The following is a 13,167-nucleotide window of genomic DNA, read 5'->3' as shown; positions in this document are numbered from 1 at the left end:
GTCATGCCGGTCCAGCGGCTTCGGGAACGGCCAAATTCTCGGAAAAATTGGCGAAAAAGGCGTCTGTCAGCTTTTGCGCCGTGGATTTGATTAGCCGACTGCCGAGCGAGGCGAGCTTTCCGCCCACCGCGACATCCGCGTCATAGCGTAGCCGCACGCCCGCGCCTTCAGGTGTCAGCGTTACCTGCGCCGCGCCTTTGGCAAACCCGGCGATCCCGCCAGTGCCCTTGCCCGACAGCGTGCAAGATTGCCCCGGAACGATGTCGCTGAGCACCACGTCCCCCTTGAAACGTGCCGAGACCGGGCCAACCTTTAGCTTCACCACGGCGGCGAATTCGGTGTCACTGGTCTGTTCAAGGCTTTCGCAGCCTGGAATGGCCGCGGCCAGCACCTCGCGGTCGAATAGCGCGGCCCAGACGGTCATCGGGTCGGCGTTCAGATACTGCTCTCCTTCGAGCTTCATGGGGCGGTCCTTTCCTGTTGGGCTGCATCGAGCGCATCAAGAATGCGCAGCGGGGTCATCGGGGTCTGAGTGAGCCGCGTGCCGAAGGGGCGGAGGGCGTCGTTCACCGCATTCATCGCGGCGGCCCCGGCGGCGGCGGTGCCGGCTTCGCCGACACCCTTGGCGCCGAGAATCGTGTCTTGCGTAGGCGTCTCGATATGGGCGATCTCGACATCGGGCATCTCCGCCGCCATCGGGACGAGGTAATCTGCCAGCGAGCCATTGATCAGCTGACCGTCCGGGTCATACTGGCATTCCTCAAAGAAGGCGGGGCCAAGCCCCTGCACCACACCGCCGCGGATCTGTTCGTCGACCAGGAGCGGGTTAATGATGCGGCCGCAGTCCTCGACCACCCAGTGCTTCAACAGCTTCACAAGGCCGGTTTCCACATCCACCTCAACGAGGCTGCCCTGAATGCCGTTTGTAAAATCGAACGGATAGCCCCCGGGCGCGAAGTGATGCGCCACGGTTAGGGAGTGGTCGACCCCGTCAGGCAGCGTGTCGGGGCGGTAGGTGGCGACACGCCCAATTTCCTCCAGTGTGATGCGCGGCGTGCCGCTGGCGGCATCGACCACGCTGCCCCCGGCCAGACGCAGAGTCGCCGGATGGGCCTGCACCAGGACCCCGGCCAGCGTCAAGATTCGGTCGCGCAGCTGCCGTCCGGCGCGGAGTGCGGTCTCGCCGCCGATGCCAGCGCCTCGGCAGGCCCAAGTGGCGCCGCCGCTGGGCGTCGTTGCGGTATCGCCGGTGGTAACGCTCACCCGTTCGGGATCAACCCCGAGCTGGTCGGCCACAACCTGAGAGATGATCGTTTCGGTGCCCTGCCCCTGTTCGGTCACGGAGATCGCGCAGTGGATGTCTCCCGAGGGCAGCATCCGCACCACCGCCCCGTCCTGCGCTGAGATCCGCGCCCCGCCGACGCCGTAGAAGGTGGCGCCGGGGTTGGTGATCTCGACGAAAGAGGCAATGCCGAAGCCGCGGTAGATGCCGCGGGCGCGCAGCTCTGCCTGTTCGGCGCGCAGGGCGTCGGGATCCATCATCTCTCGCAGCCGGGCAAGACAGGCCTGATGCGACAGTTTCTCGAACTGGTAGCCTGTCGCCGAGACATGCGGATAGGCGTCGTCGGCGATGAGGTTGCGGGCGCGGATCTCGAACGGATCGCAGCCGATGGCCTCTGCCGCGCGCTCGATCAGCGCCTCGGTGACAGCACAGGCGATGGGATGGCCCACCGCGCGGTACTGGCTGGTCTGCACCTTGTTCTGAAAGGCGACCGAGAGCTTGCCGCGATAATCAGGCATCCGGTAGGGTGCCCCCATCAGGCGGATCACCTGATTGCCCTCGGCGGCGCTGGTGCGCGGATAGGCCGAGACCGCGCCGATCCGGGTCAGGTCGTCGACCTCCATCGCAAGGATTGTGCCATCTTCTGCCACCGCCATCCGGCCGTGCACTTCATGATCGCGCGCGTGGATGTCGGACACGAAGCTTTCCAGCCGATCCGCTACATAGCGCACCGGGCACCCGAGGATCAGACTGGCGGCGACGGCGCCCATCTCTTCATTGTAGACATGCAGCTTCATCCCGAAGGAGCCGCCTACATCCGGCGCGATGACCCGGACCTTGCCTTCCGGCAGCCCGAAGTGCCGGGCGTATACATCCTGAAACTGATAGGGGGTCTGAGTACCGTGATGCACCGTCAACGCCCCGCTGGCGGGATCGTAATCCGCCACCACCGCGCGCGGCTCGAGCGTCACCGCGGTATGGCGCCCGAAGGTGAAATCCGCTTCGACCACATGCGCTGCCTCGGCAAAGACCCGGTCCACATCCGGCGTTTCAAGCAGCGTCTCGTAGCAAAGATTGCTTTCGGCGGCCTCATTGGCCCGCGCGGCACCGGGCTGCAGCACCCGGGCCCCGCCTGTCACAGGCTCGGCGTCCTCGATATCCACCAACACCTGATCGGCGGCATCCTCGGCCTCGGCCCGGCTGCGCGCGAGGATCATCGCAACCGGTTGGCCGACCCAAAGCACCTCCTCCTCGGCGAGGATGTTCATCGGCGGGCTCTGCATACCCGCGAAATGATCCAATGTGCCGACCCAGGGCTGGCAGCGCGGGTTCAATTCCGCGGCAGTGAAAATACGCACGATGCCAGGGCAAAGCGATGCCGCCTCGGTGTCGATCTCGAGGATCCGGCCCTTGGCGATTGGGCTGCGCACGAAGACCGCGTGCAGCATCCGCGGCAGCGCAAGATCGCTGACAAAGCGCCCGCGTCCGGCAAGATGGCGGCGGGCGTTTTCGCGGCGCTGGGGCTGGCCGATATACACGGTCATTCCGTTGCCTCCGTGTTCGCCGACGCAGCCCGTGTCGGCTCTGTCGCCGCGGTCCGCGCCCGGCCGGTGGCGGCGATGGCATCGATGATCGCCTCGTAGCCGGTGCAGCGGCAGTAATTGCCCGACAGCGCGTTGCGGATTTCGTCGCGCGAGGGTGCCGCGTTGCGCGCCAGCAGCGCCTGTGCGCTCATCAGCATGCCGCTGGTGCAATAGCCGCATTGCAGCGCGTTGCGGTCGTGGAAACTCTCTTGCAGGTCGGCGACAGCCCCGGTTTCCGTCAGCCCTTCGACGGTCTCCACCTTGCCCCCCTCTGCCTGCACCGCCAGTACAAGGCAGGCATGCACCGGCACGCCATCGAGCAGCACCAGACAGGCGCCACAGGCGCCCATCTCGCAGCCCAGATGGGTGCCGGTGAGACCCAGATCATCGCGCAGGAAATCCGCAAGGCTGCTGCGCGGCGTCACCGCCTCTTGCACCGGGGCGCCGTTGACGGTGGTGTTCACGAGGACCTTCATGGCAGGGTCTCCATCTGGTTTAGCATCCGCCCCAGGAGGACGCGAGCAAGCTGCACGCGACGGTGCGCGGGGAAGCCCGGATCATCCGGAGGGTCGAGATCTTGGGCCAAGCTGGCCTGGGCGCGCGCAACGCTCTCGAGCGATAGCGGCTCGCCAATCAGCGCCGCCTGCGCCGCCCTGGCCCGCACCGGGGTGAACCCCACCGAGAAAAACGCGATCGAAGCATCGACAACTATGCCCTCCTCCAAATCGACCTGAACCGCGGCACCGACCATGGCGTAATCGCCCCGGCGACGCGCAATCTCGTCAAAGGCAAAGAGTCGGCCGACGGGGGGAAGGGGAACCTCCACCGCAGTGAGGATCTCGCCGGGAGCGAGGGTGGTCTCATACAGATCGAGGAAAAACTCATCGGCCGGGACGTGTCTGCGGCCTTCGGGCCCAATGATGTCGATCTCCCCGCGCAGGGCTAAAACCGCCGCGGGAAACTCCGAAGCCGGATCGGCCAGCGCCAGATTGCCGCCAAGGGTGCCTCGGTTGCGAATCGCGGGATGCGCCACATGCGGCGCGGCCAGCGCGAGTAGCGGCGCATGGCGCGCGACAAGCGGACTGTCCATCACCTCAGTGTGGCGGGTCATCGCGCCGATTCGCAGCACCTCGCCCTGCACCGCGACACCGTGAAGATCGGCAATTCCGGAGATGTCGATCAGCCGGGACGGTGCCTGAAGACGCAGTGCCATCGATGGCACGACACTGTGCCCACCCGATAGGTAGACCGCATCGCCCTCCGCTTCGGAATGAAGCTGCCAAGCTTCTTCCGCACTGCGTGCACGCAGGTATTCGAACGCTGGTAGTTTCACTTTCCCCCCTCCCCGGCCGAAAGCTTTCTCGACCAAAAATGACCACTTGGTTACTTACTAAAGGCACGGCACCGAATGCAGGTCAAGAAAAAATGACCACTTGGTTATTTTTTCAAATCCGCTATATTGCCGTGCAAAAAACGGACCGCATAAGGGACCGCATGATGTCAGACCTAAAGACTGAAACTGGACGTCCACGCCGTAAAAACATGCGCGCCGAAGAGCGCGAAAAACTTATTGTAGAGGAGGCAGTCCGATTCTTCGCGGAATCAGGTTTTGAGGGACAGACGCGCGAGCTCGCCAAGCGGATGGGGGTGTCGCACGCGGTGATATATCGCCACTTCGACAGCAAGGATGCGCTGATCGAGCGAGTCTACGATCATGTCTACTTGAAGCGCTGGAACCCGGATTGGGAGCATTTGATCCTTGATCGCGACCGCCCTCTGAAAGAGCGGCTGACGCAGTTCTACGTCGCCTACGCCGAGCGGGTCTTCGACTATGACTGGGTCCGGATATTCGTGTCTTCGGGACTAAAATCCTACGGGCTGACCGAACGCTATCTCGACATCATCCGTTCAAAGATCATCGAGCCGACAGCGCTGGAGCTACGCGCCTCGCGCGGCGACCCCGGAACGCCTGAAAATACTGAGCCACTCCCACCGACCGAAGAGATGGAGCTCTTTTGGGGTCTGCACGGGGCAGTGTTCTACATCGCCATTCGGAAGTTCGTCTACAACATGCCGCTGGAGATCGACGTGGAGGCCACGGTGCGGGCCACGGTGGCGAATTTCTTCGAAGGCGCGCTACGCGGAACCCACCAGAACGACACACCGGTGTCCTGACCCAAGGAGACGCTCCCACATGACGACAATTTGAGAAAACGTACCGTCTGTCGGAATTTTTCCCGGTTTCCCGGAAGATCTCAAATCGGGGACTGTTGCTTTGGTCATTCTAAAACTATTGGGTCCGTTGCATTAAGGGCAAAGGCCTGTGTTTATGGTCGGCATTGCGCGCCAATCATACAGCCTCCGCAAACAGTTTGGCCAACTTCGAATCTGAGTACTCTGCGTCATTGACGACTTCAGCCCGGGATGCTTGACCTGTGTCGCCTATACCTTCCTGTCCGAGCTACGCGCGTGGCCATAACCTTAAAACAGCGCTTCTTCCCGACGTGCTATGGGACCGAACTGACGTCGAATGCCCTTCTGAAATGGCAGGAAGACCGGAAGGTCGAGTGGCACTGCATCGCGCCAGGCAAGCCCATGCAGAACGGCTTTGTCGAAAGCTTCAACGGCCGCCTCCGGGACGAGTGTCTTCTGTAATCGGGGCGTGGCTGTCAAGCTGTCAGTCACTCTGGTCCCGTCTCGGGTCATGCTTCTGTCCGCGGTCCGCGTGGCGCTGCCGCATAATGGTGGTCGAAGGTGAGGCGGACCATGCTAAACGGCGAGCTTGCGGATCAGCGCGCATTGCAGCTCAGGCACTCGTGCGGCCTTCGCCTCATCCCCGTCCCTGACGGGAGCCGGTTGTGACCGGGTGCTGTATGCGCACGATCGACAGAAACTCAGATTATACCGCAGCCCCCAGCGGAACGGGGTCCCGTCGCGCCACATGCGGCGCATGACGACGGCGAGCTTCCTTACCACAGCGATTTTCGCCTTCTTCAGGTTACTGCGCTGCGCAATCCGCATGCCCCAGGCACGGATCGCCGTCCACTGCCGGGACCGGGCCAGCATCACGTGGGCCGCGGTAAACAGCGCCGTCCGGGTGAATGCCCCCCCGACCTGGAGATGCGACCACGGACGTCCGTCTCGCCCGACTGACATTGTCGGGGTATCAGCCCGAGGTGCGCTCCGACATCATTCGACCTTCTGAACCTGGCGGGGTCGTCGATCGTCGCCCTGAAGGCAAGCGCGGTCACCGGCCCTACGCCAGGGATCGTCATGAAACGGCGGCAAAGCTCATCGTTCTCGATCAGCCGCAGTAGGGCGCGATGGAGTTCGGCAAGCGCCTTCTTCATCGCGGCCCGTCCTGCCAACAGGGTTTCGATACACAGTTCGAGCAAGGGCTCACCCGTGACCAGCTCCCGCGCCCGGGCCTCAAAGTCCCGCGCCACAACTTTGCCGACATTCAGGCCGAACGGACGCAATACGCCGCGGATCTCGTTCTCATGGTCCCCGAGCTTGTTGACGTAGAACTCTCGCGCCGTCAGCAGCGTGCGCAACTCTTGGCTTCTGCGAGATTTTACATGAACGGCCTTGAACCAGCCAGATCGCACCAACTGGGCGATCGACCGGGCGTCGTTGCGGTCATTCTCGTTCCGGTTCATCGCGACCATGGCTGTCTTAGCATGGCGCGCCTCGAGGCACACGGCGGGCAGGTCGGCATCCTTGAAGCCGAAGAATAACCACTGCGAATGCGGCCCAGCCTCGAGGCCAACCCTCACGAACTCTCCCGCCGCTTCGCGCAGCGCGTCGGCGATGGCGTCGGGTTTCGAGGCAGCCTTCGCCTCCGGAACCATACGGCCTTCCTCATCCACCACACAGATGCTGGTCAGTTCCAGCGACACGTCCAACCCGGCATATAGCGCAACCACCTCTGATCCTCCCTGACCTGATACCTGCCGAAAAGAAGACCACCGGCGGGACCGGGAGCGAAGCCTCGATTACGCCATTTCAGCGAGAGCTTGTTCGCGATCCTGCTCCACGCCCAAGAGTTGATCGCGGCCTGGCGTAACGATTACAATCACCATCGCCCACATACGAGCCTCGACGGGCTCACCCCGTGGGAGTATCACCAACGGTCAATAGAGGACCAAACCCTGAACAGAGCAAACTAATAACCGCGGACTTTTTAGGGGAGCACGTCACTTGTGACGAAGTAGGCCGATGGGGGGCATCCACACCATCAGCGTCCGAAATTCGGGGAAGGCACCTCAAACTTTGGCCGCAGTTCAGTCGGCAAATGGGTCAAACGCGGAGAAATGTTGGTGCGCGATCGGGCCCTTGTGACAGTAGCGTCCTATGGGCGCTGGCTGTCGATGATCGCATAATGGAGGCGCTTTAGCAGCGCCCCCTGCTTCTTCTATGATCCTTAGGCTTAGTTCATGCCGTAGTTCGCACGGTCCAGCTTGTCGTAGATCTCCGCCTTCGCCAGCGCGGCTAACGCTTCGGTGTCGCGGTGATCCACATCGGCCAGCAGGTTAGCCCAACGATCCACGATGCGCTTGTAATCTTCCAGCAGCGCTTCGGGGTTCTCGATACCGCGGGTCTTGGCATTCTCTATCAGCACGGCCTCATCGGCCGTCACGAATTCTGCCAGCGCATCCGTCAAAGCCTGATCAGGCTCGAAGACTTCCATGCCGCGTGCTTCGGCAGCGGAAACGGCCTTTTCGACGTCCTTGTCGAATTCTACCCGGTGTTGCGCAAGATAGTAGGCCATCTGGTCGAATAACACGCCGCGCGACTCTTCCGACAGACCCTGCCAGAAGGCCGGGTTATAGCCCCACTCAAAGCCAGCATAGTAATTGCCCACGGCCAGCGTGTTCATGTGGGTCACCACATCCGAGAGAGAGAAGGAATCCAGCGCATCGGCAGCTGCCACAGCACAGTCGAGCGACCCTGTGTCGAGGCCGGTGTACATCTCGCTTGAAGGGATCGACACCGGCACCGCGCCGACGTATTCGGCAAAGCGCGACCAGGCGCCGCCAGCCATGCGCAGACGTTTGCCCTGAATGTCCTCATAGGTGGCGACGGGCGTATTGCACATCATGTAGTATTCGGAGGTCGAATAGCCGCCGCCGAAAACCACGCCGTTCTCTTTCCACTCGGCCAGCGCGGCCTCATTGGTTAGGCCGAACTCAGTCGAGGCGAAAGCCATGACCATCGGATCTGTGTTGTAGAAGGCGAAATTACCGATCAAATTGGCGACTGGCAGTTCGGAGGGTGTGTAGGTGCCCGCGTGATATGTCACCTGGGCCACACCGTCGCGCACGCCTTGCAAAGAGGCAGCAGGCGGCAGCAGCGAGCCGCCGGAAAATACGGTAAAGTTAACGTCGCCATTGGTCTTCTCGGCCACGCGCTCCGCAAACTCCACATAGGGTCCGCGGACCATGGAATGGCGTTCAGCAAAAAAATGGTTCGCGTTCTGTGCGACGGCGGCGGTACCGAGGCCACATGCCGCGAGGGCCAGCAGGGATATGTTCAGCTTCATTTTGTCGTCTCCTCCAAGTGAATATGGGTCACTGCGCCATGAGCGAGGGCAGAAACAGGCTGATCGCGGGGAAGGCGATCAGAATAAAAAGCGTCAGGGTGTCCATGGCGATGAACCACGTCGTGCCTGAGATAACGTCGCTGAGCTTTACCTCGCCCGACAGCGCGCTGTGCAGAACGTATAGGTTCAGTCCGACAGGCGGTGTCACCAGGCCGATCTCCAGCAATTTGATGCAGATGATGCCGAACCAGATCAGATTGATGTCGGCAGCCTCCAACACAGGCAACAGGATCGGCAGGGTCAACAAAATCAGGCCGATAGAGTCGATCACCATACCCAGGATGACAAAGAGTGCGGCAATCATCAGGATAATGACGATCTGGTTGTCCGAAACCGCCAGCATGGCGTCAGTCAGCGCGCGCGGCACGCCGGACAACCCCATGAAGCGGGTGAACATCACCGCACCGATGGATAGAAAGAAGATGGAGGAGGTCGCCAGCGTGGTCTGGCGAATTGCCTCGGCCAAGGCCTTTCGGGTCAGTGAGCGGCGCAGCAGTGCGACCGTCGCGGCAAGAAAGGCACCCACCGCCCCGGCCTCGGTCGGGGTGAAGAAGCCACCGAATATGCCGCCCAATACGCCCAATACCAGCACCGGGAAGGGCCAGACTGACCAGATCAAGCGCAGCAACTGCGTGCGGTCAATCCGTTCGACAACGGGTGGTGCCAACGCTGGCGTAACAGTGGCGCGGACGGTGATCATTGCCATATAGACGAGCGCCGAAAGCATGCCTGGAATGACGCCTGCGATAAACAACTGGCCGATCGATTGCTCGGTGAAAATACCGTAGAGCACCATGAGGATGGAGGGCGGGATAAGCGAGCCAAGCGTTCCGGAAGCCGCAACCACGCCTGTGGCCAGCGATGGGTGATATTTCGCCCTTAGCATCTCCGGCACGGCGATCTTCGACATGGCTGCAGTTGTCGCGATGGAGGAGCCGGAGGCGGCAGCGAAAAGCCCGCATGCCCCGACACTGGCAGAGGCCAACCCGCCCGGCACCCGCGCCAGCAACACACGTAGCAGGTCGAAAGCGCCCGCGGTCAGTCCGGTATTGGCGGCAATAAAACCCATGAACAGGAACATCGGAATCGCCGTCAGGGACCAGTCCCCAATCAGGTTGAAGGGCATCGCGCTGACGATGCCGAGGGCGGCTTGCAGGTTGAACATGAAGCTGATGCCGACAAACGACACCGCCATAAGCGCCGTCCCGATGGACATGCGGAAAGCCAGCAACCCGAACAAAGTACCGACACCGATCCAGCCAATTACAAGATTGCTCATGACAGGGCCCCATCAAGCTGGGATTGGGTCACGGGCTGGCCGCGCAGCACAAGTACGGCCCGCAGCAATGCTGCAAGACTGGCAAGCCCGAAACCAAGCGGCAAGACCATACGCGACGGCCATACGATGACTTCGCGTCCGCCCATGACAACCTCTCCCACGCGAAGCGCGCGGACGGCATCAAGGCCGCTGCGCCACGTCATGACGGCAAGGATCGCAGCAGCGGCCAAGAATCCGAAGACCAGCGCTGTTTTCTGGAGCCATGCGGGGAAGTGATTGAACAGCAGGTCTACCGAGATCTGCTGGTCCTGCATCTCGACAAAGGCCATCGGCAGCATGACCAACGCAACCATGTAGTAGTACGACGACATCTCGACGGTGCCCTGGATCGGTGCGTTCCACAGCAGTTTCGCGACGACGTCCGCCACGATGTTGAGCATCATCGCGATGACGCCAAAGCCGCCGACGAACATCAGCCATGAGCACAATCTGTTGAACAGCGTTAGCATCGGGCCTCCTCCCCATACCAAGACGGGATCTGGGCCCGTATCTCCAATTCAATCTCACCGCTCATGGTTCAGTTGACAAATAGTGATGGTTGATCGAGTGATAACGAAACGCGATCAATGTGGAAAAGCGAATGGACGACAGCCGGAAACCCACCCGCCTCGATTTGCGGCACTTGCGTTATGCTCTGGCCGTGGCAGATGCCAGCGGGTTCCGCGCGGCTGCTGAGATGCTCAATATCGCGCAACCCGCCATTTCAAAAGCCGTGAAAGACACGGAAACTGATCTTGGGTTCGCGATCTTTGACCGAAGCGGCCCGCGCGTGGTGCCTACGCCCGAGGGGGCGGTTTTCCTGGATGATGCGCGCCAGACGGTGGCGCAATTTACACGCACGATCCGCGCTTCGCGACAGAACGCTGGCGGCGCACGGGGACATATCATCGTCGGCTATTCCGCCCTCGCCAGCTCCCGGCAAATCTCCGAAGCCTTGGATTCCTTTCACCGCAGTGTACCGGGCGTGCAGGTCGAGATGCACGTTATGTCTACGGATAACATGCTGAAAAATCTGCAATCAGGCGTGATTGACCTCGGGTTCCTTCTGTCGCACCCCTCTGTCGGCGCGCCGGGGATCGCCCAAATGCCGGTCTGGAGTTCGCGTATCGGTGTGGTCGCCCCCGTCGGAGAGGCACCTGCGCGGCTGAAGGACTTGGAGGGTCGGCCCTTCGTCATGGGGTTACGGGAAAACTGGCGTTCGTGGCGCGCGCTTCTGGACAACGCTTGCGAACGGGTCGGGCTCAGTCCTGTGGTCGTGGACGAAGCTTGGGACGTGCAGGTGATTTTTCAGCGTGTGGCAGAACGGCGCGGCGTGACACTCTTTCCCACAAGTATCGCAGACAGCCTGCCCGCCGCGCTGGAGCTTGCGCCGCTCGACGGGCTGGACGCAGAGGCGACGATTTCAATGGCGTGGAGCATCAAGGCCGATACAGGGCTGCTGCGCCAGTTTCGCAATCACTTCACCCCGCTGGATTGATCGCGTTTGCTTATCGCATGATACCGCAAGTCTATTTGCGCAACCGACCCATAGCGCGATTTTATGCGCCTATGAAACAGACGCCAATTGCCCCCTTCGACCTGCCCGAAGCGCAGCCCTTTCTTTGTGAAGGTAGCGATACCGGATTTCTGTTTTTCCACGGGTTCACCAGCACGCCGCAGAGCGTGCGCGAAGTTGCCCTGCAAGTGCATGCAGCGAGTGGCGCGACAGTGTTTTGCCCCTTGCTGGCGGGCCATGGTGCAAGCCCCGCTGCGCTGGGACAGACCGGCCAGGCCGACTGGGTAGCGTCAGCCGAAGCGGCCCTTGAAACTTTATCGTCGCGCTGCGCGCGAGTGATCGTCGGCGGGCTGTCCTTGGGCGCGACGCTGTCGCTCAACCTCGCAGCCCGCATGCCCGAAAAGATACAGGGCGTGGTCAGTATCAACGGCTCGACCGGTCTCTATCGCCCCGAGGTGGTGGCGCCACTCTACGACGCGGAAGGGGCCGAGTTCATCAGCGGGATCGGATCCGACATTGCCGAACAGGGAGTGACCGAGATCTGCTATGACCGCATTCCGCGCGAAACGCTGAAAGAGCGCTTCCTTCTGACCAATGCCACCGGCGCGCTGCTGCCGCTGATCCGCCAACCCGTCCTGATCCTGCAATCGCGCCGCGACAACGTTGTTGATCCGAAGAACGCACCACGCATCGCGACATCGGTGGTATCGAGTGAGATACATCTCATCTGGTTGGAGCGGTCCTATCATGTGGCCACATTAGATTTTGACCGCGGGCTAATTGCTGAACGGATTGCCGAATTTCTGCGATCCGTGGCAAATTAGGCGAGGCGGATTACTCGCGGCGTAACGCTTCATCCGAGGTGTGCATCGGAATTTGAGAGACAACGCCAGCTCTGTTGCTACTGTCGGAAACCAGCGCTTCATGTAGCTTACTTCCCGGGCTGGACCTGCACCGTTGTCATTCCAGTGTGTACCCATGTGTGGCGGCGAACTTTTCGAAAGCCACGGGTGATTTCCAGCCGATGGGGCGTTGTTGAAGAACTCTTACCGCTAAGGATCCACATCGCGAATCCATGCGGTTAGGCGGCGCCGATGAGTAAGCCCGCACCTGCCCGCTACCGCACGACGAATTGGTCCAGCTACAACGATGCGCTCAAGAAGCGCGGTTCGCTTCTGATCTGGATGGATAAAGAAATGACCTGACCGCGCCACATGAAGGGCGACCAGGGCGCTCACCGGTCTGCTCGAACGCGGCGATCCAGTTCTGCCTGTCGCTCAAGGTTCTTTTCAAGCGGCCCCTTCGGCAGACAGCCGGGATGGTCACCAGCCTTTTGAACCTGGCGGGGCTGGACTGGCCCGTTCCTGATTTCTCTACGCTGTGCCGTCAGCAGAAAGCACTGGCCGTCCAGATCCCGTACCCTTCCCGAATGTCATTCATGTGCCGGACAATGGCCTTCTCGAGAATTTCCAGAACAGATACGTCCTGAAAATCGAAAAGGACACCGTCCTCGAGGCGTTCGAGCGTTGCCGCGATCTGGCGGAGTTTTAACTCCGGGATCTCAACTGAAGCTTCTCGCCATTCCGTTACGAAGTGCCTCGCATACCGGATGGCTCGAAGAGCAGCCCGCTCCTGAGGAGATTCCGGCTCGTAACCTGTTTCGTGTTGCATCTGAACCTCCCTCATGCAGCGATGTCGAAATCGAAGACTGGCAGATCAGACGCAGCATCGATGGCGCGCATGTGATCTTCCAGGCGGTCTGTCAAAAGACAGATCTCCTCAACCATCGGATCCATGGGATCGATTTCTGCGAAGAGCGCGTTTTCGAGGCGCAGCGGGTCACCAACGTATTTCAGAGTGAACAGC

General features: G+C 61.3%; 11 protein-coding genes and 5 pseudogenes. 6 read left to right on the top strand and 10 right to left on the bottom strand.

From position 1 onward, the window contains the following. Position 1: 1 nt before the first annotated feature. From AB9K35_RS02240 to AB9K35_RS02225, 4 genes are read right to left on the bottom strand one after another with little or no spacing between them, the layout of a single operon-like run. Positions 2-463, bottom strand: a complete 462-nt coding sequence (locus AB9K35_RS02240; RefSeq protein ID WP_369924246.1) for a CoxG family protein — start codon at positions 461-463, stop codon at positions 2-4. Continuing rightward, positions 460-2,826: a xanthine dehydrogenase family protein molybdopterin-binding subunit gene (locus AB9K35_RS02235; protein WP_369924244.1), complete on the bottom strand. Its 2,367-nt coding sequence runs from the start codon at positions 2,824-2,826 to the stop codon at positions 460-462. The genes AB9K35_RS02240 and AB9K35_RS02235 overlap by 4 nt, the downstream gene beginning before the upstream one ends. Continuing rightward, positions 2,823-3,341: a (2Fe-2S)-binding protein gene (locus tag AB9K35_RS02230; RefSeq protein WP_369924243.1), complete on the bottom strand. Its 519-nt coding sequence runs from the start codon at positions 3,339-3,341 to the stop codon at positions 2,823-2,825. The genes AB9K35_RS02235 and AB9K35_RS02230 overlap by 4 nt, the downstream gene beginning before the upstream one ends. Continuing rightward, entirely contained in the window at positions 3,338-4,198 is an 861-nt protein-coding gene (locus AB9K35_RS02225; RefSeq protein WP_369924242.1) for a xanthine dehydrogenase family protein subunit M, read from the bottom strand. Before AB9K35_RS02225 ends, AB9K35_RS02230 begins: the two co-directional genes overlap by 4 nt. Before the next feature lie 92 nt (positions 4,199-4,290). Here AB9K35_RS02225 and AB9K35_RS02220 point away from each other — a divergent pair, with 92 nt between their 5' ends. Together AB9K35_RS02220 and AB9K35_RS02215 are read left to right on the top strand one after the other, a co-directional pair. Next, on the top strand, positions 4,291-5,040 hold the full coding sequence (locus AB9K35_RS02220) for a TetR/AcrR family transcriptional regulator (RefSeq protein WP_369924241.1): 750 nt from the start codon (positions 4,291-4,293) through the stop codon (positions 5,038-5,040). Positions 5,041-5,257: 217 nt separating this feature from the next. Further along, positions 5,258-5,514 (top strand): annotated as a pseudogene (locus AB9K35_RS02215) (integrase core domain-containing protein); the annotation flags it as partial. Positions 5,515-5,775: 261 nt separating this feature from the next. On the opposite strand, the pseudogene AB9K35_RS02210 reads toward AB9K35_RS02215, so the two are convergent. Continuing rightward, positions 5,776-6,791, bottom strand: a pseudogene (locus AB9K35_RS02210) (IS110 family transposase); the annotation flags it as partial. Positions 6,792-6,872: 81 nt separating this feature from the next. Between AB9K35_RS02210 and AB9K35_RS02205 the strand changes: the two are divergent. Further along, a pseudogene (locus tag AB9K35_RS02205) lies at positions 6,873-7,034 on the top strand (integrase core domain-containing protein); the annotation flags it as partial. Between the two features lie 260 nt (positions 7,035-7,294). Here the strand turns inward: AB9K35_RS02205 and AB9K35_RS02200 are convergent. The 3 genes from AB9K35_RS02200 to AB9K35_RS02190 are packed head-to-tail and all read right to left on the bottom strand — an operon-like array spanning position 7,295 to position 10,255. Continuing rightward, a complete protein-coding gene (locus tag AB9K35_RS02200; RefSeq protein WP_369924240.1) occupies positions 7,295-8,407 on the bottom strand; it encodes a C4-dicarboxylate TRAP transporter substrate-binding protein in 1,113 nt (370 codons plus the stop codon). A 28-nt stretch (positions 8,408-8,435) separates the two neighbouring features. Continuing rightward, positions 8,436-9,746 carry a TRAP transporter large permease gene (locus tag AB9K35_RS02195; protein ID WP_369924239.1) on the bottom strand — a complete coding sequence of 437 codons (1,311 nt, stop codon included), beginning with the start codon at positions 9,744-9,746 and terminating at the stop codon, positions 8,436-8,438. Beyond that, positions 9,743-10,255, bottom strand: a complete 513-nt coding sequence (locus AB9K35_RS02190; RefSeq protein WP_369924238.1) for a TRAP transporter small permease subunit — start codon at positions 10,253-10,255, stop codon at positions 9,743-9,745. Before AB9K35_RS02190 ends, AB9K35_RS02195 begins: the two co-directional genes overlap by 4 nt. A gap of 131 nt (positions 10,256-10,386) precedes the next feature. On the opposite strand from AB9K35_RS02190, the gene AB9K35_RS02185 reads away from it, so the two are divergent. The 3 genes and pseudogenes from AB9K35_RS02185 to AB9K35_RS02175 form a co-directional block, all read left to right on the top strand. Further along, the gene (locus AB9K35_RS02185) at positions 10,387-11,283 is read left to right on the top strand and encodes a LysR substrate-binding domain-containing protein (protein WP_369924237.1); all 897 of its coding nucleotides are present in this window, start codon (positions 10,387-10,389) and stop codon (positions 11,281-11,283) included. Beyond that, positions 11,280-12,125 carry an alpha/beta hydrolase gene (locus tag AB9K35_RS02180; protein ID WP_369924235.1) on the top strand — a complete coding sequence of 282 codons (846 nt, stop codon included), beginning with the start codon at positions 11,280-11,282 and terminating at the stop codon, positions 12,123-12,125. The genes AB9K35_RS02185 and AB9K35_RS02180 overlap by 4 nt, the downstream gene beginning before the upstream one ends. 270 nt (positions 12,126-12,395) lie before the next feature. Then, positions 12,396-12,721 (top strand): annotated as a pseudogene (locus AB9K35_RS02175) (transposase); the annotation flags it as partial. On the opposite strand, the gene AB9K35_RS02170 reads toward AB9K35_RS02175, so the two are convergent. Beyond that, positions 12,688-12,972, bottom strand: coding sequence for a hypothetical protein (locus AB9K35_RS02170; RefSeq protein WP_369924260.1), 285 nt, complete (start codon positions 12,970-12,972; stop codon positions 12,688-12,690). The pseudogene AB9K35_RS02175 and the gene AB9K35_RS02170 sit on opposite strands and share 34 nt — an antisense overlap. An 11-nt stretch (positions 12,973-12,983) precedes the next feature. Continuing rightward, positions 12,984-13,167 (bottom strand): annotated as a pseudogene (locus tag AB9K35_RS02165) (hypothetical protein); the annotation flags it as partial.

The sequence above is a fragment of the Leisingera sp. XS_AS12 genome, from assembly GCF_041224635.1.
Lineage (GTDB): Bacteria > Pseudomonadota > Alphaproteobacteria > Rhodobacterales > Rhodobacteraceae > Leisingera.
Note: the sequence above shows the minus strand (reverse complement) of the source record. Positions and strands in the feature narration are given on the sequence as shown.